Origin of the sequence: Bacillus sp. 007/AIA-02/001 (genome assembly GCF_004634455.1) — a bacterium.
GTDB lineage: Bacteria > Bacillota > Bacilli > Bacillales > Bacillaceae_G > Bacillus_A > Bacillus_A cereus.
Genome location: NZ_SEIY01000003.1, coordinates 66,964 through 89,998 on the forward strand (window position 1 = coordinate 66,964; position 23,035 = coordinate 89,998).

The window sequence follows — 23,035 nt, forward strand, 5'->3', positions numbered from 1 at the left end:
AATCGTGTGCTTTTATGTTAAATTTGTATTTAATATATTTCCATCCATCGCCTCGTGAAACGTATATGTTGTACATCCCCATGGCTCTCTGTGCAAAATAGGAGAACCAGACCATCCCATCGCTCTCAGTTCGGCACCAATCATTACATTCACATAATTATGACCTACAAGAGCTATACTTCCATGTACGAGAGCATAACGATGTAACAGGTAAGCCGCTTGCCTTACCCTCTCTCTTACTTCCTTATAAGACTCAACATCTTTATGGTAGCCAAGTATCCATAATGTTCGTCCAATGAACATCCATACCTTAATTGTGCATTTCAACCACTTCGGAGCAAAAAAGCATGAAGGAACTTCAGCTTCTCTAAAAAGAGAATTTTGCATAAAAGATAAAGAATCCGTCAATTCAGCTGCTGATTGTACAGCACGCCTTTGATCACTTGTTAAGACAAATTTCGCTGCTTCAATTGCCTCTATTGTTTCTATCGGCATTTTAGCTTTTTGTATCATTGACTCGGAATCATACTGTTTCATCCATTCGTGAAATGAATTAATTGTCATCGGTTCTCTTATACGACTTAAACAACCATGACGAATAAAAGAAATCTTCATTCTTTTCACTCTCCATTCATCACTTATGAACTCTATTATGCACTAGTTCTAAACATCATACCACGCAAGAAAATAAAGTTATATACCTTTACATCTCCCCACCACTATCATGTGTTATCGAAGCATGGATACCATCCATCCCATCAAAATATGTACTCGTATCATATTGACGAATCTTTTTTAAATGCATATAAGAAAATAAAAATAAAATTAAAGCTATAACACTCCCCACAAATTCAAACATCATTTTACCGCCTCTAATTTCTCCCACTTCAGCAGGTTATTCTACTTTTTCATTATACCTCGATATAAAGATTCTCGCATTTTTACTATTTTTTCTAAAAAACATGGATTTTCTACATATTTTCTTACAAAAAGTGAATATTTTTCGAATTTTTACTTTGGAAACATTTACAAAGTAGGAAATATGGTTCAAAATAGGAGGAAATAAAAAAACCCAAATTTATTCTTTTTTTGGGAAAACTGTAACAAGGAGAGTTGCTTATGCAGATCGCAGAAACTGGAGATATCATCGAATTTAAAGGTGGAATGCAAGGCCGTGTTCAAAAAGTAAATCAAAACTCTGTTATTGTTGATATAACAATTATGAAGAATTTTAGAGAACTAGATATGGAACCTCTTACAGTTGTAAGTCATAAAAACTATACTGTCATTAATCAAAATGCATAATATAATAGAAAGAAAGGGCCTGTATACTATACAGGCCCTTTCTTTCTATTAACGATTATCAATTGTTTCCGGATATAGATCGTGGTTCATCATGCGGTAGTCAGCCATTTGTTCATACTTCGTACCTGGGTGCCCGTAGTTGCAGTATGGATCAATTGAAATGCCACCACGTGGTGTGAATTTCCCCCATACCTCAATATAACGCGGATCCATTAATTTAATTAAATCGTTCATAATAACGTTCATGCAATCTTCGTGGAAATCACCATGATTGCGGAAACTAAATAAATACAACTTTAAAGATTTACTCTCTACCATTTTTTGCTCTGGAATATAGCTAATATAAATTGTTGCAAAATCTGGTTGTCCTGTTTTCGGGCATAAACTTGTAAATTCAGGACAATTGAATTTTACAAAATAATCACGGTTTGGATGATTATTATCAAATACCTCTAATATTTCTGGGCTATATTCAAATAAATATTTTGTATTTTGATTCCCTAGTAATGTTACATCTTTTAAATCTTCATCTAATCTTCCTGTCATTTTAAACATCCCTTCTCGTTATACGCCGCGCTTATTTCCCCATACTAACGCATGAAGCTGAGGCAATACTTTTGCATCATTCATCTCTTTACAATTTACAGCTTTATCAATCAGCCATTCATACTTATCTAATAATTTTTTTATAAGCATCGCATCATCCACTGTTTTTGTATCATCGTTTCCTACTTGTAAGAAAAATGGTACCTTTGGATAACGTTCGTGCATCTTAACTGCATATTCAAAATCATGATCATCGAATACTACTACTTTTAAACTAATATCTTTTCCTGCTAGTTTCTGAATAATAGCATCTAACTTATGAAAATCTGTTTTCATCGTTGAACTTGGTGGTTTTGGAGAAATTGTTACCTCATCAATTTGAAGTAACCAATCTTGCCATTTACTCCCTTGCGTTTCAATTGCCGTTCGCATTCCATTTTCTTTTAATATAGAAAGAAGAAACTCAATATTTTTCAGTAATGCCGGATTTCCACCTGAAATCGTAACATGAGAAAAATTTTCTCCTCCAATTGCAACAAGCTCATCCCAAATATCTTCTGGTGTCATCTGTCTAATTTGATCTTTAGCTGATCCATCCCACGTAAAAGCAGAATCACACCAAGTACAGCTATAATCACAACCAGCTGTACGGATAAACATTGTTTTTTGCCCTACAACCATTCCTTCACCTTGAATAGTCGGACCGAATATTTCTAAGACAGGGATTTTACTCATCAAGCATCCACTCCCGTCTTACTTCCGCATAACTAGTCGGCGTCTCAAATAGACGAACAAATTCAACGCGAGCTCCTTTATATTCGTTCACTCGATTCTCTTTTGTTAGTGCTTCTGCCATCTTTTCATAAATCCAAACGACCATATTTTCAGCAGTCGTATTCATTGCAGGTAACGTTTCGTTTAAATAACGATGATCTAGATAAATTTCGATTTCATTTTTCCAAATTTCTTTTATATCTCCAAAGTCAATTGCAAGACCTATTTCATTTACATATCCACTAATTCCAAATACAACTTTATATGTGTGACCGTGTAAGTTTTTACATTTCCCTTCATAACAGTGTAAATGGTGTGCTGCATCAAATGTAAATTCCTTGCTGACCATTACTCTTTTATTATGGTATTTGAGTTGTTTACGCTGAATATCCTTGTCCATTTTTTGCAAATTCTCTACGATGCGAAATCCAAAAAAGTTATCCATTAGTTATTCGCTCCTTCGCGTTCTTGTAGGTACGTATCTAATCCTGCTTTACGAAGTTGACATGCTGGACATTCACCGCAACCATCACCAATGATTCCGTTATAACATGTTAATGTTTTTTCTCGAACAAACTCAAATGCTCCAAGTTCATCTGATAATTTCCATGTTTCAGCCTTATCAATCCACATAAGTGGCGTGTGAATGACAAACGGGTAATCCATAGATAAATTTAAAGTAACATTTAACGATTTCACAAACACGTCACGGCAGTCTGGATAACCACTGAAATCAGTTTCACATACACCCGTTACAATATGACGTGCTCCAACTTGTTTTGCTAATACAGCAGCAAATGATAAGAAGAGTAAATTTCGTCCATCTACAAATGTCGATGGCAATTCACCTTCTTCATGTGTAATCTCCATATCCGTTCTGGTTAACGCATTTGGAGCAAGTTGATTTAATAGACTCATATCTAGTACCGTATGCTTTATTCCTAGTTCTTTTGCAATTTCCGCTGCACAATCAATTTCTAGCTTATGACGTTGATTGTAATTAAACGTTACAGCTTCTACCTCTGCAAACTGCTCTATTGCCCAAAATAAACATGTCGTACTATCTTGTCCTCCACTAAAAACAACAACTGCTTTTTCTTTTTTCATTTCACTCATTCTCCTTCTCTACTATAAATAAGAAGAAAGAACGTTCTTGAACTGTCACAATAAAAAAACAAAACAATACCTAAGGATATTGTTGTTTCCATAGTTTTTTATAGAGGGAGTTCGCGAACCTCTCCCGCGCGATGCACGGAATTTCTTCTTTCATTGACACAGCTTATTGTAACATATTGTATACTAGCGTAAAAATTTCTGATTTTTCCGCTATTTATTATTTCATTTCTTTCATTTTATAGTATGATTAATTTAATCTAAGAAGAGAGGAGGCATCCCACTGAAATCCTTTATTATTTATCTCTTTTTAAATATATTATTCATCCTGATTACAATGCTCGTATATCATTTATTTTGGAATCAAAAAGGGAAACGCTCTCCTAAATTAAATTCAGCTATATTCATTGTACTCTGTTGCCTTGCTACCGTACTCTGTATTACATTTGCAGCAAAAACAAATAATGGTTTTCAATTTGATATGCGCCATATTGTATTAATTGTCGGTACATTAACGGGAGGGCCTATTGCTGGTGGTTCTATCTTAGTTGTATTAAACATATATCGCTTATTATTAGGTGGGGTAGGTGTTTTCCCATCTCTTATCGGTTCTGTTCTTCTATTTATTGTTCTACTATTAACATATAAATTTTTTAATCAAACTTCTAATCGTATAAAAATAACACTTGCTATTATCTACAGTCTCACATACGGATTTAGTTGGATACCCTTCTTCCTTTCAAAGGTTACAAATAAGACTGATTATATACTGCATATTATTGTGTATGAGTTATGTTCAATGCTTGGTACGATTCTAATTTTATATTTACTGCACATATTACAAACTCAAGTTCGTCTCCAAAACGAACTTATAAATGCTGAAAAGTTTCATTTAATTGGTGAAATGGCAGCGTCTATCTCTCATGAAATTCGCAATCCATTAACTTCAACGAAAGGTTTTTTACAACTGTTACAATCAGATACCTGTACTGAGCAGGAACGAAAATTGTATATCGACATTGCCATTAACGGCATCGAACAAGCAAATCATGTTCTTACAGATTATTTAACCTTTGCTAAACCAAGCATTGAAAAAGAACAAACATTACAGTTAGAAGAAGAATTACTACATGCATTGTCGTTAATTACACCGCTTACTAATTTAACAAATGTACGTACTCATTATATAAAGCAAAGCACTTCTTTTTTTATCGCTGGTGAAAAGCAAAAACTAAATCAATGTTTATTAAATATTTTAAAAAATTGCATTGAGGCTATGCCAAAAGGCGGTGATCTTTATTTCACATTAGTTCCTGATCATAAGCATATTCAGTTATATATAAAAGATACAGGAGTCGGTATGGATTCAGAACAAGTAAAACGTCTTGGCTCTCCTTTTTATTCAACGAAAGAAAAAGGTACTGGACTTGGAATGATGGTCGTATTCAGTGTTGTTCAAGCTATGAATGGAAAAATTGATATTATAAGTGAAAAAGGAATCGGTACAACCTTTTTATTAACTTTTCCACTCATACAAAAAACGTGATGAAATACTCATCACGTTTTTTCTGTTCCTTCAACTAATTCAGCAAAAGCTTTCACTTTTCCGTGCGGTTGTTGATTTTCTTTACGTGCTTTCCAGGCGCGCTCTTCTTCTCGCTTCTTCTTAGACATGTTTTTTCAACTCCTTCTTTTCTTTCTCCATGTAGTATTCCAAAATAAGAAAGAAAACTATGCACGTATCAAAAAAGAAGTGGTTTCCCACTTCTTCCACTTTAGCGTTGCAAAATTGCATGTTTCGCCTCTTTTAACTGCGTAAGATGTCTTTGTTCATGCAAATCAAGAAATTGAACCCATTGATACAAATTCAGATCATTAAAAACAGGATGCTTTAATCCATTTTCAAATAAATCTTTTTCATCTATAACACTATGAAGCGCGTGTAATAGTTCTTGGCGTGAATGTTCTAGCAATTGAATTCCTTGCTGTTTTTTCATTAAAGTTTCTGTTGGTTGCATTTGCTGAGGAGCTTCTCGTTTATGTGTGCGATCAAGCGTAAGTTGGAGGTCTTTAAATGGAGTCATGTTTCTTTCCTTTTTTTGTAAAGCATATACAAGGGCAGACGTGACAGATTGTTCAACTAAATGCAAGTGGTGTAAAATTTGAATAATGCTCCATTTATCACGGCGTGGCTTTACATTCACTTCTGTGTCATTTAACATTTCAATTTCTGATAATAGCGTGCTTCGAGTAGACTGTAATGAGTTTACTAAACTTTCTAAACTTACATCCATATTAGATTGAAGCATACTTGTTCCCCCCTTTTGTTTGTGAAAAGAGGTGCTCCTTATTAGAAACACCTCTTTAGTATTCTGAATTTTCTTTTATTATCTCATCATTTTCCCATTATGTCGATGTTAAACATGTGAAAAAAAGCGCATGTTTTTTACAATTTTGTGTCGTCAATCGCATGTAACCATGCTTCAATTTCTGTAATAACACTTTTCACACAGCCTTCAGCAAATGGTGATGTTAAATTTGCAACTTCTACTAATTCTAAGAACGATTTACTTCCACCTTGTTGGCACAGATTCACATAATCTTCCCAAGCCTCTTGTCTATTATCTCTTGCACGTTTCCAAAATTGTAGCGCACAAATTTGAGCAAGCGTGTAATCAATATAATAGAACGGTGAGCTATAAATATGCCCTTGACGTTGCCAAAAACCACCGCGCTCTAAATAATCATTATCCTCATAATCACGATGTGGTAAATATTTCTTCTCTATGTTACGCCATGCTGTCTTACGCTCTTCAGGTGATGCTTCAGGATTTTCATATACATAATGTTGATATTCATCAACAGATACACCATAAGGTAAAAACAGAAGTGCTGAACTTAAGTGAGAGAAGTAATATTTATCTGCATCTTCTTCAAAGAATAGCTTCATCCATGGCCATGTAAAGAATTCCATACTCATAGAGTGGATTTCACATGCCTCATATGTTGGCCAATTATATTCTGGAATTTCAAATTTACGACTTTCATATACTTGGAAAGCATGACCTGCTTCATGTGTTAATACATCAATGTCACCAGATGTTCCATTGAAGTTTGAGAAAATAAATGGCGCTTTATAATTCTCAATATATGTACAATATCCGCCACCAGCTTTTCCTTTTTTCGCAACTAAATCTAATAAATCATTATCTAGCATGAAATTGAAAAATTCATCTGTTTCAATCGATAACTCTTTATACATTGTCTTTCCATGATCAACAATCCAATCCGCATCTCCTTTTGGAGTTGGGTTACCTGTAGCAAACTCAAAGTTTTCGTCGTAATAAGCTAACTTCTCTACACCGATACGTGCTTGTTGTCGCTTTCTTAATTCCGTTGTAACGGGAACGATATAATCTAGCACTTGCTGACGGTAATTAGCCACCATCTCCGCATTATAATCTGTACGGTACATTCTTGCATATCCAAGTTCAACAAAGTTTTTGAAACCTAAAGATTTTGCGATTTTCGTTCTCACTTTAACAAGCTCATCATAAATACGATCTAGTTCTTCCTCATTTCCAGCTAAAAATCCGTAGTATGCTTCACTTGCTGCTTTACGTTCGCTTCTTTCTTTTCCTTGCATAAACGGAATCAGTTGCGATAACGTTCTTTCTTCTCCAGCAAAGTCAATTTTTGCAGATGCTAATAACTGTGTATATTGCGATGATAATTTATTTTCTAATTGTAAATCTTTCACGACTTCATCTGAATATGTTTTTAAATCACATTCTGCTAGAGCAAATAATTGTTTTCCATAATACGCCTCTAATTCTTCACGAAATGGAGAATTAATGAGTGCCTTATAATATTTTGTACCATATCCTTGTACAACTGGAGAGAATTCATCAAAGAAATCCTGCTCCTCCTTATAAAAAGTATCCGTCGTATCAACAGAATGGCGAATGTAACAAAGGTTTCCCATTGTACCAAAATCGTTGCGAATCTCATTAATTGAATGAATGACTTGTTTTTGTTCTTCTACAGTTTTTGCGTTATCAAACTTCTCTAAAGCAACAGTAAATTTCTCTTTTAACTCTTCAATATTTGGGCGTTTATATTCATAGTCTTTAAATGACATGAACGAGCCTCCTCTCCATTACATACCTTTATTATAATTCAATACGTATTCTCGAATCCCCTCTTAATTTTCAACAAATTTCGGCAGTGACTGCCATGAGTTCATTACAAATAAAAAAGCCTTGGATTTATTTATCCAAAGCTCCTTTGGAACATATTATTTTTCATACTTCCCAATTTTTTTTAATAAATCAAGTAATTCATCTTTTTCATCTTTCGTTAACATTTCAAAAGACTGATGTATAACTTTCTCATGCCCCGGAAAAATAGAAGCAATAAAGTTCTCGCCAGACTCAGTTAATTGCGCGTAAATAACACGTCTGTCATTCGGACATGGGATTCTCTTTACTAATCCCTTTTTCTCCAACTTATCTACAACATATGTAATGCTGCCACTAGCTATTAAAATGCGCTCACCAATTTGCTGGAGTGGTTGACCGCCTTTATGATATAGCAGTTCTAATACAGCAAATTCAGTTGGATTTAACCCGTTACTTTGTATAGATTTATTTGTAGTATCCATAACAGAACGATGTACACGAGATAATGCAATAAATACTTTTAAAGATTGAGAAATATCTTCTCGTTCATTATTTGATGTCATACAACTTTCAACCCTTCACTTAAATTCTCAGCAATAAAAAGAAAATACCACTTCATACTTCATGTGAATTCCGAATGAGCATTCACTCATCCATTTCCTCTCCCCTAATATATTAAAAATCATTCTTGAATAAAAACATGACAATTTTAACATAGTTTATATATAATGATAATAAAAAAAGAAGGAGTACCACATTTGAAAGTCAAATTCCAAAGCATAATTATATATATATTGCTTGTTATCCTACCGACAATAGGGATTGGTGCTACATTTTATTCGTATCATACATATAAAATGAAACAGGAAAACAAATTATCTGCTCATACAGTTCTCTTTTTATATAGAGATTATTTGGATCATCATCTTGGTGAAGCAATTTCTGCTTTAGACATGCTTGCAAAAGTTGTAGGCACCGAGACTGGTAATATAAATGGCATTAAACAAATTGTACATGATACAGATGGAAACGATGCACGCTTTTCTGGTCTATATTACGCTACACCAGAAGGAGTCATTACAATCGCATCTGAAGATGAATCAAAGCCTATAGATGTTTCAGACCGTAAATATATTCAAGACGCGCTCCAAACTAAAAAAACCACTGTATCATCAGTCATTACTGATCGCGTTCTTGGACATAAAGCTATTATGATTGCTGCCCCCATATTTAATAAACAGAAGGAGCTCTCAGGATTATTATTAGCTAGTTTACGCTTTGATTACATTTCCTCTTCTTTAAATGCCATTAAACCACAATACCATTTTGAGGTAACTGATAAACATGATGTAGTTTTTCTAACCGATGATAATAACGACACAAGTGATACGCATTCTAATATGCTTACTACCCCACTCCAAAGATTAAATTGGAAGGTCTCTGTTTCTCCATTACCCATTCATCAAAAAACCTTATACCAGTGGGTTGCAATAGAGTGTATAGCTACTTTATTTTTAATGTCTATTTTATTTTTGCTTGCTCAATATATGTTGTTAAAACGTCAAACAAAACTTGAAAGACAACAAAATGAACTACAGAAAATTGAATTAGTTGGAACTTTTGCAGCGAGTACAGCACACGAAATCCGTAATCCTCTTACTGGAATTAAAGGACTCGTCGCTCTATTAAAAGAGAAATATAAAGATGAACAAGATCAGTTCTACTTTTCCGTAATTGAACAAGAAATAGAGCGAATCAATGAAATTGTAAGTGAATTTCTTATTCTAGGAAAGCCAACCGCCATCATCGAACAAACATATGATGTAAGAACAATTCTAAATGAGGTAGCATTAATTATTCAATCTGAGGCGAATTTACATAACATTGTATTCCATTTACATTTGCCAGACCATCCTGTTCATATCCGTTGTTCGAAAGACCATATGAAACAAGTGGTTTTAAACATTACCAAAAATGCAATTGAGGCCATGACTTCTAATGATACACTAACCATTGTAGTAAAAAACAATGAAACACACGCACAACTGCATATTACAGATACTGGAAAAGGGATTCCGCAACATATTCAAAAACACCTCTTTCATCCGTTCTTTACTAATAAAGATACTGGAACAGGTCTTGGACTTGTCATATGTAAACGAATTGTAGAGATGTATAATGGGCATATTTTTATCGACAGTACAGAAAATGAAGGAACGACAGTTCATATCGAAATTCCGTTACACATAGTATAATTATCCTTATCCTATAAGGGTAATTATACTTATTTCATAAAACCAGCCACAAGCATTCGCCAAAAATTATTTGATTTTCCTTCATACCCGATTTGGAAAATAGGTATTTTTATAATTGAAAACCATTTCGGTGTTTGTTTTTCTTTATAACATTGATATTGTAAAATAAGCTTGTCCAATTCTTGACTAACTTGAATTGTCTCCCTACTATTTAGCCCACTTGTTAATCCTAGTTGAATCATTTCTTCACGTTTCATATGAATATCACGTGAAAGCTTTTCTAATGTGTACTTCCTTTTTACAGTAAACATCCATATCCCCCTTATTATACTTCCATGCTCTTAACTTCACTTCTCCATTGACTTTTTTTAACTACTTAATCATATGCAAATTTGAAGAATCAGAAAATTTAACATTTTCTCCCTGTAATTTACAAATCTTTACCCTCACTTTGAGAATTATTACAAATTATTCTATCTTTGTAAATACATTCGCAATAATAGACATTTTTTTCATCTTCTTTTTTTATAAATTCTACGTAAACCGGGGATTCTTAATTTTCCACCTACTTTTCTTCGACATTTTTTGTTTAATTTATATAAAAAAGCAAAACATAATGATGATTGATAAAGTGAAACTTTAATCAGTGTTTTTTTGTTCAGCCCCCACTGATAATTAGCATTCACCAATCGGGTAGGCAGTGAATCTCCCACCTATCCAGCCCAATGTTGAGGTGGGAGTCTTACTACCCACAAATAGCAGGATAACAATAGAAAGGAAATATTTATATGCGAAAATATACGATTGCATTATTCATCATTGTTTTGTTTTTACCGTCTTTCTTATTTCCTATTCAAGCAAATGCTCATACGAATAAAGTTGCTATTGTCATTGATGATTTCGGTAATAATATGAAGGGGACTAATCAAATGTTATCACTTCCCATTCCACTCACTGTTGCTGTTATGCCTTTTCTTCCTTCCACAAAAGAAGACGCAATAGCTGCCCATAAGAAAGGCCATGAAGTTATTATACATATGCCAATGGAACCTATAAAAGGTAAAAAAGAATGGCTTGGGCCGAAAGCAATTACAACTGATTTAAGCGATGAAGAAATAAACAACCGACTTGAACAAGCCATTCAAGAAGTACCGCATGCAATTGGAATGAACAATCATATGGGGTCAAAAGTAACAGCGGATGAAAGAATTGTTCGCCTTATACTTGCTGCTTGTAAAAAACACGGTTTATTTTACTTAGATAGTAAAACGAATCCTAATAGTGTCGTCCCAAAAATCGGAAAAGAATTAGGAGTTCCTATTATTGAAAACCAACTATTTTTTGATGATGTGTATACAGCAGGACATATTTCAAAACAAGCCCAATTACTCATCAAAAAAATTCAAGAAAAACCTATTATGGTAGCTATCGGGCATGTGGGCCCCCCAGGTGAAATTACATCACGCGTTATTGAAACTTCTATCCCTAAAATTCGTGAGCATGCAGACTTTATTTTCTTATCTGATCTAGCATTATCCCCGCCTCCTGTTTCAAAATAAAGTTCATTACTCACATATAATCAGCCCTCACCAATTGGGCTTTTACAGGTAACACCCGCCCACCTAACTTCTTTGCTTTCACCAAATTTTGAGGCGTGGATTTTACTACCCACAAATAGTGGGACAAAAAAGTACCTATCTATATATAACAGATAGGTACTTTTCTTTTTAACTTAAATATAATCTACGTGACTCACTCTGAATCCTTTTTTCTCTATTTTTCCGATTAATTGCTTTAATTTTGTTTCATCTAACTCATCTGATATATTTACAATAACGCGGCGGATATATTGATCACCGTTATCTAGCGTAAATAGGCCACCGATATTATATGCTTTTAACAATGTCCCAAGCTCTTTAATCGTTCCCTTACAATCTTGTGTTGCAATTGTTAATATATAACCACCTGTTCGCATACCAAATGAATCTTCAATAACATCAAATATATTCGAATGCGTTAACATACCGACAAATTCATTATAATCATTTAGCACGGCTAAAAACGGAAGCCGACGAATTACATAAAAGGCTCTGAAGAAGGAATCCTTTTCAAAAATAAATGCATTGGAATCGTCGAGCATATCCCCTGCACTTACATGCTCTAATCCGCTATTGCATTTTTTTTCTAATAAATCTACTTTATAAATAATCCCCGTGAATTTCTTCTCATCTTCTGCTAATACCGGGATGGCTCGAAATCCCGTTTCGTTCATCATTTGCAGTGCCTCTTCACCAGAATCATTTATTTTGCAAAATGTTACTTGCTGCTTTGGCAGAAAATGATATTTAACTCGCAAAATATGTTCCTCCTTACATGTCAACATGTAATCTATATATAATAAGGAGACCTATATTTTATGAGTGAAATTATTTTTAAAACGCTTTCATTTATTTATTAACTTGTAGCTATATCACATCCATTTTTATATAACAGAGCTCCTTGCCCCCTTAATCATTAATAACTTTACATGATAGTTCATTAAATATTCTATACCCTCTAGCCATTTTTTCGCCTCTTCTGGCGTTTTTCCCCACACAATCATGCCGTAATTATGAACAAGAACTACTCCTCCACCTTCAATGAAATTCGGAACATTCCTTTCTAATAAATCAGCGAATTTTTTTTCATCTTCTACAATTGGAATTGTCATTTCTGTTATACCTTCTTTTCCGAAAACACGCTCCACACTGCGTTTATCGAACGTTACTTCTCCTTCTTCCCCATATAACTCTGATATTAAATGACTATCTACAGTCTGCACTTGTAAAATACATCCTGCACTACTTTTTTTATAAATATCCGCATGCATAAATGACTCTGCAGCTGGTTTTTCTTCATTTTCAAATACTGACTCGCACATGCAATTTACGACAATAAAATCTTCTTCCGAAAATAGCCCTTTATCTCTTCCTTCAACATTTACTAAGAATGTTAACGGCTCTTTTGACGTACATAGCGATAAGCTAATTTTGGTACCATAAAACCAATCACGAAGTGCCAATTCAGATTTCACATCTTTTAATTCATTCCATTTCTTCAGAAAAAATAACATTTCGTCACCCCCGGCATAATATTCATATAAGGTTCGAATCCTTTCTATGTAAAAGGAATATTTTTTGATTATTCTAAAAATTAATTGAATTATCACATGAGAACGCTTTTTTGTCAATATAGTTTCGTGGTTCTTCTTTAAAATAGGCTATTCATATGTCTATACTCCTATCTATTTCCTATTTCATTTTGTACATAAAAATACGCTACTCTTTAATTAAAGAATAGCGTATTTTCCTCATTTTTTATTCCGCATTAACGGGCAGCCCGATTAGTGAGGGCTAATAATCAGTGGGGAATGAACAAAACCCCCACTGATTAAAGTTTCACTTTATTTCTTTATTGCATTATATAAAAACTGTGCATATTGTTCACGTGTTACGAAATTATCTCCTAAAAAATTCCCTTCCCCATCGCCTTTTGATATTTTATTATCCACTAAAGCTTTCACATATCCTTTCGCCCAATGGTCATTTGGTATATCTTTAAAATTCTCTGCACTATTTTCATTTTCTTTTAACTGAAATACTCTTTGTAATACTACTGACATTTCATATCGAGTTAATACTCCATCTGGACGGAACATACCATTTCCATAGCCTGTCATAATTCCAGCTTGAACCACTGCATCAATAGCCGTTTCATACATATTTCCTTTCGTATCTGTAAATGCCGTTTTTGGTACTAGATTATTTTCTAATTTTAAATACCTTTGTATTAGAAGAGCTACTTGTCCACGAGTAATGTTATCACCAAATCCAAATTCACCATTTCCATAGCCTATAAATAATTTTTCTTTCGCTAAGTAATTAATTGCTTCTTCTGACCAATGTCCCTTTGGTACATCTTTAAATTCTACCACTTCTGTTTTCTCATCTTCTTTAGACGTATTACCGTCTTTACTTTCTACTACATTTTGAATAACAGACCCTGTAAAGAAAATTCCTGTATCCGCGAATGGATCTTTCACACCAAATTCATATATTTTCTCACCTGGTGTACTCCATTTCACTACACCATTACTATACGTACCGTTATCGCTCTTCAGACGGATTTTCGTAGAAACCTCACCATCTTTTTCATATATAGGTACTTTTACTTCTTTATTTACTTCTGTTTCCTCTAAAAATACTTTTTGATTTTGGACATTAATATAAGCCGTCTTACTTAGTTCTATAACTGGTCGGACATCACGGATTTCATTTGCAACAAAACTTAGAAATACTAATTTTTTCAAATTACTAACTGGTGATAAGTCTGAAATATAATTCGCTTCTAAATCAAGCTTTTGTAAGTTTACTAAACTTGATAATGGCGTAATATCCTTTAACTCATTGTTAGGTAAGTGTAATTGTTTTAACTGTGTCATCTTACTTAGAGGAGTAACATCTTTTATTTCATTTTTCCCGATCCACAATTCTTCTAATTGCTTCATTTGCTCAATGCCGGATAAATCTTTAACTTTATTACGTGTTAATACTAAGTCTGTTAAAGGTAATGAATATAACGCTTTAATATCTTCAATTTGATTACCTGCTAAAGTTAAGTATGTTACATTTTTCAAAGCGCTTAATGGAGCAACGTTCGTAATTTTATTATTTGCTAAATTCAAGTAATCTAGTTGTTCCATTTTCGCTAATGCTGTTACATCTTCTATTTGGTTGCCTGATAGAAATAAACTTTTTACATTTTTCATTTCAGTTAGTGGTGCAACGTTTGTAATTTTATTATTACTTAAATCAAGAGATTCTAAATTATCCATCTTAACAAGTGGCGTTACATCTGAAAATTCATTACCACGCAAAGCTAAATGACTTAATTGCTTTAAGTTCGCAAAGAACGACGGATCTTTTATCTTCGCATTCGCAACTGTTAAAGATTTTAAATTTGGCATATATTTTAATGCACTATAATCAAGTATCTCATTCGTATTTAAAAACAAATCCTTTACTTGTAATAACTCTTCTTTCGTAATTGGTGTATTTAAATCTTTTCTATTAAATACTTTTTTATTCACAAGTTCTCTTAATTTGTTATCTGTTATCATATTTTGATTATCAACTGGATTATCCGTTTCCGTATTGCCTGAATTAGAGTTATCATCTGGTTTCTCTGTTTCTTTGTTACCTACAGTTGGATCTTTAATTTCAAATTGAACTTGATATTTGTGATCATATCCAATAGCTGGAATAAGTATATGCATTTGCATATTGTGCTTCTTCTCAAACTCACCAATTTCAAATTGAACTACTTTCGTTCCATTCTTCCTCTTATCTTCTGACAAAACCTTCACATCATGAAATACACCAGGCTGGTTTCTATCTTCTATTCTAAGATATTGAAAATAATCACTATCTTGCATTGTTACAGTGACAATTTTTTTGCCAGCTGCAATCGTTACTTTAGGATCTTTTATATATTGAGAAACCATAGATGGCTCATCTTTTTGGTCCTTATATATTTTAATCTCAGTATCATACGTGCGATCACTCGCTGCTGCTACCGATTGATTTGCTTCAACTTTTAATGCCGCTAATGCTGGAGTAGAGTACGTAGCAAATGGAATTGCTAATGTTGTCGCTACTACTAGCGCCTTCATGTAATTTTTTTTCAAAATAATATCCCCTATCATATATAATCTTTACAATTGATAAGTATTATCAATTATCCACAAATAAATGATAATGAATATCATTATCATTGTCAATGAGAATATTACATTAAATTTATATTTTTAAAGATAAAAAATAAAAAAGCCCTTTATTCAAAGGGCTTTTTTACCTATCGTATGAAGAATTTCACTTTTTTCCTTCTCATTGATGACACCGATTTTTTGCAAAATATTCGCGTACAATACAAGTTTATTATATATTCGTTCTGACATGTTCTCCCTTCTTTCCTTCGACCAACTTTTTTTGTATTGGTAAATTATATGAAAGAGGTGAGAAAATGTGTCCACTTTTTGCATAACTGCAAATCTTTTATTTTACGATTTACAGATAATAAAACTCCCTCCTAAAAATTAGGCGGGAGTTTATGTGCTTTCACTGTATTTAACAAACTGTCCACTGTATATTATGCTTCTTAAGTTCTTCTTCAAAGCTATATGGCATTTTTTTATCACAAATTACGTGTTGAATACGCGAAATTGCTGCTATACGATAATTCCCTTTCACGCCTACCTTCGTATGATCACATAAAATATATGTTTTCTCAGCTAATTTCATCATCGCCTCTGACAATTTCGCTTTCTCTAATTCAAAGCTGGAAACTCCAAAACTAGGTAATAACCCATCAATCGAAACGAACGCTTTATGAAAATGAAATTGCTGTATGACTTGCTGAGAAATAGACCCTGATACACGCGAATGCTTTGGAGATACTTTTCCACCTATAAACAAAACTTCACCGTGAAACATCTTTTTATTAATAGAAGAAATTAATTGTGTTGCGACTGGAAATGAACTTGTTACAATCGTTAAGTTTTTACGATGAACAAGGTATGGAACCATTTGAAGCGGTGTACTTCCATCATCAATTGCAATGACATCACCGTCTTCTACAAATGTCGCTGCTTTATAACCAATTCTTTTCTTCTCTTCTATATGTAGCATTTCTCTTTCTAACATTGGTGCCTCTACTCCAGCGCCTGGAAGTTGAACAGCTCCACCATACACTTTTTTCAGCTTCTTTTCACGATCTAATTCTTCTAAATATCGACGAATCGTTTCTGTTGATACAGCAAATTCTCTCGCTAATTCTGAAACCTTTACTTTCCCTTTAAATTCTACCTTTTCAAGAATGGTTCGCTTTCTTTCTTCTCCTACTACAGACATAGCTTCACCTCATTTATATCTCCCTTATAAACGTCCTTACTTATACAAAGCTATAATTTTCTTTATAAGTAGAAACTTCTTCATGAATATGAATACCGCGCTTTGCTAGCTCATCAAAAATCAATTGTGGATTTTCAAAGGCTTCTTCAGGCGTAACAACACCCACCCTATTTACATTTCCATTTGCAATTAACTCTGCAGCAATCCCAAATGGAATACCGACGTTTCTCGTATACGCTCTTAATTTTTCCCATCCTACAACAGAACCATCAGATAACGGATGTGTATGATATAACACATGTCTTTGCTTCTCATTATTTTTCATACCTATTACTTCTACATGAAGTGCATAACCATAAAGCTCTGTTTCTTGCCCTTCTTTCGATTGCAATAAATACTGTGAAATACAATCCATAATGCCTATTTCTTTCCCGTTTATTTCAATCTGATCATTACGCAATATGCCGTAATCATATAAAGCACGTACAAGTTGCATATTTTGCTGTGGCCAAGTTCCTCTCGTCTCTATCAGTTTGACACCTTTATTTTCTAATGCCTTTGCTAGCGTAATCGTTTCAGAATGCGGAATGATATACTGCGTTGCCTTACCATAAGGCTCTGGCAATTCTATTTCTCTCGGACGCGCAAACGGAGGTACTTGCTTAAATTCACCATCTTCATACACTGTACGCGATGGTAAATATGGATCATATTCATATGTCGTTGTCTCTGTAATTGATGCAGAAAAAGCAATCGGACGATACGAACCGTGACTTACACGGACAGACTCTACAGTATCCAATTGATTTGCTGCATGCATTGCCATCATTTGCGTTACACCCGGCGTCATGCCAAATCCAGGTAAACATATCTTTTCATTTTCAACAAATATAGCATGCGATTCATTTTCTTCACCAAATCCATTTAAGTTCACACCGTGACATCCTGCTTCTGCAATACAGCGGGTCGACAATCTGTTTAACTTTATCGTCGTACCGTCCATTACAATGTCATAACCAATCATTTTTGCAACCGTATCCTCGTGATCCGTTACATCTACTTTTACAAAATCAACACGAGGGTCGTTGAGCCATTCTACTACTTTACGGCCCTCTACCTCGTTAAAATCAGCTACTGTAATTGTCTCAAAAGATGAAAATTGAACTAAATCCAAAATAGCTTCGCGACAAATTTTACCTGCTCCACCTAAGCAAAACACTTTCACCCAATAACAGCTCCTTTAGCAATACTATCAACTAAGCGATTAATATCTTGTTCATGTACATCACCGATATTTCCAATGCGGAACGTATCTACTTTCGAAATTTTCCCAGGGTAAATAACAAATCCATAACGCTTTAATTCGTTATATAACTGTTGAAACTCGAATCCCTCTTTTGGATAAATGAAAGATGTAATAATAGGAGATTGGTATTCCTCATCTACTAGTGGCTTAAATCCGATTTCTCCCATTCTATTTACTAGTAGTTTTTGATTGTTGTAATATCGATTGTAACGCGCTCTTACTCCTCCCTCTTTTTCTAGTTCAAGTAGTGCTTGATAGAAAGCATGTACAACATGTGTAGGTGAAGTAAAACGCCATTTCCCATTTTGTTTTTCCATCGTTTCCCATTGATCATATAAATCAAGAGATAAAGAGCGTCCTTGCCCTTTACACTTCAATAATTCATCACGTTTTGCGATTACAAATCCGAATCCAGGAACCCCTTGAATACACTTATTCGCACTACTAATTAAAAAATCAATTTGTAAATCAGCAATGTCTATTTCAATCCCGCCGAAACTACTCATCGCATCAACAATTGTAACCTTTCCATACTGTTTTCCTAATTTACATACATCTACAATTGGATTTATAATGCCTGTCGTCGTTTCGCAATGAACAACTGCAATATGCGTAATCTCTTTATCTTCTTGCAATAACTTCTCTACTTCTACAATATTAGTAGGTTCCCACTCTTCTGTTTGACTGACCACTACATCAATCTGTAACATCTCTGCCATTTGCACAATGCGCTTACCGTACGCACCATTTGTACAAACGAGAATTTTCCCATTTGCCGGAATAACAGAACCAATTACTGCTTCAACTGAAAACGTACCGCTTCCTTGCATTAACACTGTTGTATATTTCTCTTCTTCCTTCGTCGCTAACGATACAAGTTTAGCTCTTACTTCTTGCACCATCGTATTATATTCATCATCCCACGTACACCAATCGTATAGCATAACTTCTTTTACTGATTTTGTTGTCGTTAATGGTCCTGGTGTTAATAATAAGTAGTGATTTTCAGTCATGATCCTATTCCCCTTTTATGAAATAATAAGTTCTTGTTTCTCGATATGTTCCATTACGCTTTCGAGTTCCTGCATCGTTTCTATCGTAAAGTGCGCCCCATTTTCAACGAAACGATTGCGAACTACTTCTATTTTTTCACGAAGTTCTACCGAATCCATCTTCTCCACTTCTTCTTCCGTTAAACCGAGCTCGCTACTGCCAAGAATTACACCAACTGTCCACATTCCAGCATTTCTACCTTCTTTCATATCTGATACTGTGTCCCCAACTTTTATCATATGGTTCATCGGATACACACCAAGTTCCATTGCATTTTTATAGCACATCCATGGATATGGACGGCCTGCTGGAACATCATCTGGCGTAACAAGAAAATCAGGTTTATATCCTTGTAACGCTGCTTCCTTTGCTACAATATCCATCATTTCTCTCGTATAACCAGTCGTTGAACCAATTTTAATTCCTCTTTCACGTAAAGAAGCAATCACTTCTTTTACTCCATTAATCGGCGAAGCATAGCGCGGTAAAATAGCGAAGAGAATCTCTTCAAATTCTTCATACATCTCCTGAATGTCTGCTTCTGTTGGTAATTGTCGGAAAACACGATTCCACTCACTCGCAATACGAGGCATCTCAGTAAGTGCCCTTACATGATCTATTTTTAATAACCCCATTGGCTTACGAGCTTCTTCTGCTGTAATTGCTACACCCCGTTTATGAAAAATCTCCATGAATACTTCTAGTGGTGCAAAACATCCGTAATCAACTGTTGTCCCTGCCCAATCAAAAATAACTGCTTCAATTTTCATTCTGTCCATCACCTTTCTTACTTATCTTTTTTGCCATTGTGAAGTTCGGTTACGAAGTGCTTTCGTTCCCCATTCATATACAACTCTTACTACAATATTTGTAACAACAATAAGCACACTCATTGCAGCTGCTGGCGCCACATTTCCTGCATCATCCATATTTACGATTGATACGGCAGCTAGTTTAAAATCAGCTGCATATAGGAATACAACTGCCGATACAGTTACCATTGAATTTACGAAGTAGTACATTACCATTTCTAAAATTGCTGGTAAACACATTGGTACCGTTACTCTAAAGAATGTTTTATAAAACGGAATACCCATCGACTGCGAAACAAGCTCAAACTCTCGATCTAATTTCTTTAAAGCAGTCGTTGCCGTGACAAATGTTACAGAATAAAAATGAATGATATTTACTAGTACTAACACAGCGATTGTTCCGTATAAAGAATGAAACGGGTTCGTTACTGATAGTCCCAAAATTTGAATCGTTGGTTGACTAAAGAAAAAGACATATCCTAATCCGAGTACTAAACCTGGTATGGCTAAAGGAACGATAGAGAAAAAGTAACCTGTTTTTCGGAAGAATTGTAGCTGGTCTATTTTCTCAATTGCATATGCAAATACAAATGTTAAAATCGCCCCAATAACTGCTGTAACTGCTGAAACAATTACGCTATTTTTAAATGCTTCAAGTCCATCTCCTGTTAAACTCGAAAAATTAAAATGCTCAAATGTAAAACTCATATTATATGGCCATACTTTCACACTTGCAGCAATACCAACTGCCACAAATAACAGAATGATCATAAATGTAATCACACTACAGTATATGAATGAGATGACATCTCTTTTCTTATTAGCTATTATTCTGTATGGTACTGCTTTTGAAGATAAGAAATTCGCCTGCTTTCTTTGCGTAATACGATCAACTGCAAATGCGAATATAGCTGGGATTAATAAAATCATTCCAACTGTTGCACCCATCGACATATTTTGCTGTCCAATTACTTGTTTGTATACGTCAGTAGCAAGCACATTATATTGTCCACCAACAATTTTTGGTGCCCCAAAATCAGTGAAACTAAGTGTAAACACAACAAACATTGCACTAATTAATCCGTACTTTACACTAGGTAAAGTAACCGTGAAAAATTGTTTTGTTTTACTCGCCCCTAGCATATTAGAAGCTTCATATAAACGATAATCGGATCCTTGAAAGGCAATTAGTAATATGAGAAAGGCTTGCGGAAATGTATACATAACTTCAGCTATTACAATTCCTACTGGTCCATATAAAGGGATTTGTATACCTTCAAATAACCCAAACATTCCTTTCGTTACTAGCCCTTGATTACCAAATAAATATGTAAGTGCTATACCATGCATCATCGTTGGTGCAAACAATGGTAATAACGCTACATACTGAAATACACGCTTTCCAAAAACATTCGTACGGGCAATTGCATATGCGTAAACGAATGCAATTGAAACTGAAATAATTGTTGTTGCGCCCGAAATCCATACCGTATTTTGTAAAGACTGAACTAAAGTCGGTGTTGTGAAATATTTACTGAAATTCGCTAAACCAATGAAAACTCCATCTTTATTATAAAAAGCTTGTGTAAATAGTTGTAATAGTGGTAATACAAGTATGATAAGGAAGGAAAGAATCATACCGATAATTACAAGCCTTTGGATCCATTCCTCTTTCCCTATACTTCTCTTAATCTTTTTTTTCGCACTTTCTACCTTGTAGTTTTCTAACATCTCCATCTATACAATGACCTTCTTTCCATATGACAACATATGATTTTCTGAGAAAGAGATTTGAATCGGCTTTCCTTTTCTAATATCAGCTACTTCTACTTCTGATGCTAATATATCCACTACAATTTTCTCATTATAAAGGTGTGTGTTTTCTTCTACGACTCGCACTTCCGTTCGATATACAGATCCACGAAATTCCATACTTTCCACAACTGTTTTAATACCGTCCTTTTGTACAATTGTTACATGTTCAGGACGAATTGCATGCTCTTCGTTATTTTTCGAAAAGAAATTAATAGAACCAATAAAATCTGCCACAAACGGATTGGCCGGTCTTTGATAAATCTCCTCTGGTGTTCCAATCTGCATAATTTCCGCATGATTCATTACAACAATTTTATCAGCCATCGTTAATGCCTCTTCTTGATCATGCGTGACCATAATAGTTGTTACTCCTACTTTCTCTTGCAAATCACGCATTTCTCTACGTAACTTTTCACGTACTTTTGCATCTAAAGCAGATAACGGCTCATCGAGTAACAAAATATCTGGAGACAGAGCGAGCGCACGTGCAAGTGCCACTCGCTGCTGTTGTCCACCAGACATTTGAGCAGGATATTTATCTTTTACATTCAGCAAATCTACAAGTTTTAACGCCTCTAGCGCTTTCTCTTTTACTTCTACTTTTCCATATTTTTTTGTCTTTAAGCCGTATTCAATATTTTCAAGTGCTGTTAAATTCGGAAATAATGCATACGATTGAAACACCATTCCGAAGTTTCTCTTTCCAGGAGGTAATGCTGTAATATCTTTTCCATTCACAGCTATACTACCTGTTGTTGCCTCTTCTAGCCCTGCTAAAATTCGAAGCAATGTCGTTTTCCCACAACCACTTGGGCCTAATAAACATACAAACTCATTTTTGTTCACAGTAAAAGAAATATCTTTTAACGCTGTAAATGCATCAAACTGTTTTTGAATGTGTTGAATTGATAAATATTCGCTCATTTTT

The 23,035-nt window shown here is 34.4% G+C and carries 24 protein-coding genes and 1 riboswitch; of the genes, 4 read left to right on the forward strand and 20 right to left on the reverse strand.

All coding sequences use genetic code 11. The features are described from left to right. Nucleotides 1-12: 12 nt before the first annotated feature. Complete coding sequence (locus ES895_RS09615) at nt 13-615, reverse strand: histidine phosphatase family protein (RefSeq protein WP_000703098.1); 603 nt, start codon at nt 613-615, stop codon at nt 13-15. 88 nt (nt 616-703) lie between these two features. Next, nucleotides 704-859, reverse strand: coding sequence for a hypothetical protein (locus ES895_RS29205; RefSeq protein ID WP_000461432.1), 156 nt, complete (start codon nt 857-859; stop codon nt 704-706). A 260-nt stretch (nt 860-1,119) separates the two neighbouring features. Between ES895_RS29205 and ES895_RS09620 the strand changes: the two genes are divergently transcribed. Beyond that, on the forward strand, nt 1,120-1,305 hold the full coding sequence (locus ES895_RS09620) for a YkvS family protein (RefSeq protein WP_001165082.1): 186 nt from the start codon (nt 1,120-1,122) through the stop codon (nt 1,303-1,305). Nucleotides 1,306-1,353: 48 nt separating this feature from the next. On the opposite strand, the gene queF is transcribed toward ES895_RS09620, so the two are convergent. From queF to queC, 4 genes are read right to left on the reverse strand one after another with little or no spacing between them, the layout of a single operon-like run. Further along, nucleotides 1,354-1,851 carry a preQ(1) synthase gene (queF, locus tag ES895_RS09625; protein ID WP_135238311.1) on the reverse strand — a complete coding sequence of 166 codons (498 nt, stop codon included), beginning with the start codon at nt 1,849-1,851 and terminating at the stop codon, nt 1,354-1,356. Between the two features lie 18 nt (nt 1,852-1,869). After that, nucleotides 1,870-2,586, reverse strand: coding sequence for a 7-carboxy-7-deazaguanine synthase QueE (gene queE / locus ES895_RS09630; RefSeq protein WP_065704541.1), 717 nt, complete (start codon nt 2,584-2,586; stop codon nt 1,870-1,872). After that, entirely contained in the window at nt 2,579-3,070 is a 492-nt protein-coding gene (gene queD / locus ES895_RS09635) for a 6-carboxytetrahydropterin synthase QueD (protein WP_000368414.1), read from the reverse strand. The genes queE and queD overlap by 8 nt, the downstream gene beginning before the upstream one ends. Beyond that, the gene (queC, locus tag ES895_RS09640) at nt 3,070-3,732 is read right to left on the reverse strand and encodes a 7-cyano-7-deazaguanine synthase QueC (RefSeq protein ID WP_000711595.1); all 663 of its coding nucleotides are present in this window, start codon (nt 3,730-3,732) and stop codon (nt 3,070-3,072) included. Before queC ends, queD begins: the two co-directional genes overlap by 1 nt. A gap of 93 nt (nt 3,733-3,825) precedes the next feature. Next, nucleotides 3,826-3,869: riboswitch (PreQ1 riboswitch) on the reverse strand. A gap of 206 nt (nt 3,870-4,075) precedes the next feature. Between queC and kinB the strand changes: the two genes are divergently transcribed. Beyond that, on the forward strand, nt 4,076-5,284 hold the full coding sequence (kinB, locus tag ES895_RS09645; RefSeq protein WP_000964152.1) for a sporulation sensor histidine kinase KinB: 1,209 nt from the start codon (nt 4,076-4,078) through the stop codon (nt 5,282-5,284). An 11-nt stretch (nt 5,285-5,295) separates the two neighbouring features. Here the strand turns inward: kinB and ES895_RS29700 are convergent, their stop codons facing one another. The 4 genes from ES895_RS29700 to ES895_RS09660 form a co-directional block, all read right to left on the reverse strand. Continuing rightward, a complete protein-coding gene (locus ES895_RS29700) occupies nt 5,296-5,412 on the reverse strand; it encodes a DUF6254 family protein (RefSeq protein ID WP_000038355.1) in 117 nt (38 codons plus the stop codon). Nucleotides 5,413-5,513: 101 nt separating this feature from the next. Then, a complete protein-coding gene (locus tag ES895_RS09650; protein WP_000941970.1) occupies nt 5,514-6,047 on the reverse strand; it encodes a DinB family protein in 534 nt (177 codons plus the stop codon). A 137-nt stretch (nt 6,048-6,184) separates the two neighbouring features. Then, complete coding sequence (locus ES895_RS09655; protein ID WP_048568823.1) at nt 6,185-7,879, reverse strand: M3 family oligoendopeptidase; 1,695 nt, start codon at nt 7,877-7,879, stop codon at nt 6,185-6,187. Nucleotides 7,880-8,035: 156 nt separating this feature from the next. Further along, nucleotides 8,036-8,482 carry a MarR family winged helix-turn-helix transcriptional regulator gene (locus ES895_RS09660; RefSeq protein ID WP_000203336.1) on the reverse strand — a complete coding sequence of 149 codons (447 nt, stop codon included), beginning with the start codon at nt 8,480-8,482 and terminating at the stop codon, nt 8,036-8,038. Between the two features lie 195 nt (nt 8,483-8,677). Between ES895_RS09660 and ES895_RS09665 the strand changes: the two genes are divergently transcribed. Then, entirely contained in the window at nt 8,678-10,174 is a 1,497-nt protein-coding gene (locus ES895_RS09665; RefSeq protein ID WP_000865053.1) for a DUF3149 domain-containing protein, read from the forward strand. A 29-nt stretch (nt 10,175-10,203) separates the two neighbouring features. Here ES895_RS09665 and ES895_RS09670 read toward each other — a convergent pair whose 3' ends face one another. Next, nucleotides 10,204-10,485 carry an aspartyl-phosphate phosphatase Spo0E family protein gene (locus tag ES895_RS09670; RefSeq protein WP_000495536.1) on the reverse strand — a complete coding sequence of 94 codons (282 nt, stop codon included), beginning with the start codon at nt 10,483-10,485 and terminating at the stop codon, nt 10,204-10,206. A gap of 477 nt (nt 10,486-10,962) precedes the next feature. On the opposite strand from ES895_RS09670, the gene ES895_RS09675 reads away from it, so the two are divergent. Further along, on the forward strand, nt 10,963-11,733 hold the full coding sequence (locus ES895_RS09675; RefSeq protein WP_001234107.1) for a divergent polysaccharide deacetylase family protein: 771 nt from the start codon (nt 10,963-10,965) through the stop codon (nt 11,731-11,733). A 173-nt stretch (nt 11,734-11,906) separates the two neighbouring features. Here ES895_RS09675 and cbpA read toward each other — a convergent pair whose 3' ends face one another. The 9 genes from cbpA to ES895_RS09720 all read right to left on the reverse strand — a co-directional run bounded on the left by cbpA (nt 11,907) and on the right by ES895_RS09720 (nt 23,031). Then, the gene (gene cbpA / locus ES895_RS09680) at nt 11,907-12,530 is read right to left on the reverse strand and encodes a cyclic di-AMP binding protein CbpA (RefSeq protein ID WP_001264207.1); all 624 of its coding nucleotides are present in this window, start codon (nt 12,528-12,530) and stop codon (nt 11,907-11,909) included. 126 nt (nt 12,531-12,656) lie between these two features. Then, nucleotides 12,657-13,286 (reverse strand): class II aldolase/adducin family protein, encoded by a 630-nt coding sequence (locus tag ES895_RS09685; RefSeq protein WP_000896005.1) that lies wholly within the window; start codon nt 13,284-13,286, stop codon nt 12,657-12,659. A gap of 330 nt (nt 13,287-13,616) precedes the next feature. Further along, nucleotides 13,617-15,917 carry an NEAT domain-containing leucine-rich repeat protein gene (locus ES895_RS09690; RefSeq protein WP_002060989.1) on the reverse strand — a complete coding sequence of 767 codons (2,301 nt, stop codon included), beginning with the start codon at nt 15,915-15,917 and terminating at the stop codon, nt 13,617-13,619. 421 nt (nt 15,918-16,338) lie between these two features. Then, nucleotides 16,339-17,121: a DeoR/GlpR family DNA-binding transcription regulator gene (locus ES895_RS09695; RefSeq protein WP_000117667.1), complete on the reverse strand. Its 783-nt coding sequence runs from the start codon at nt 17,119-17,121 to the stop codon at nt 16,339-16,341. 40 nt (nt 17,122-17,161) lie between these two features. Beyond that, entirely contained in the window at nt 17,162-18,346 is a 1,185-nt protein-coding gene (locus tag ES895_RS09700; RefSeq protein ID WP_000862174.1) for a saccharopine dehydrogenase family protein, read from the reverse strand. Beyond that, nucleotides 18,343-19,440, reverse strand: coding sequence for a 2-aminoethylphosphonate--pyruvate transaminase (phnW, locus tag ES895_RS09705; RefSeq protein WP_000138230.1), 1,098 nt, complete (start codon nt 19,438-19,440; stop codon nt 18,343-18,345). The genes ES895_RS09700 and phnW overlap by 4 nt, the downstream gene beginning before the upstream one ends. A gap of 15 nt (nt 19,441-19,455) precedes the next feature. Further along, nucleotides 19,456-20,250, reverse strand: a complete 795-nt coding sequence (gene phnX, locus ES895_RS09710) for a phosphonoacetaldehyde hydrolase (protein ID WP_000687365.1) — start codon at nt 20,248-20,250, stop codon at nt 19,456-19,458. A 21-nt stretch (nt 20,251-20,271) separates the two neighbouring features. Then, nucleotides 20,272-22,029, reverse strand: a complete 1,758-nt coding sequence (locus tag ES895_RS09715; protein WP_000425514.1) for a putative 2-aminoethylphosphonate ABC transporter permease subunit — start codon at nt 22,027-22,029, stop codon at nt 20,272-20,274. Further along, nucleotides 22,030-23,031, reverse strand: coding sequence for a putative 2-aminoethylphosphonate ABC transporter ATP-binding protein (locus ES895_RS09720; RefSeq protein ID WP_000006192.1), 1,002 nt, complete (start codon nt 23,029-23,031; stop codon nt 22,030-22,032). Between the last annotated feature and the right edge of the window lie 4 nt (nt 23,032-23,035).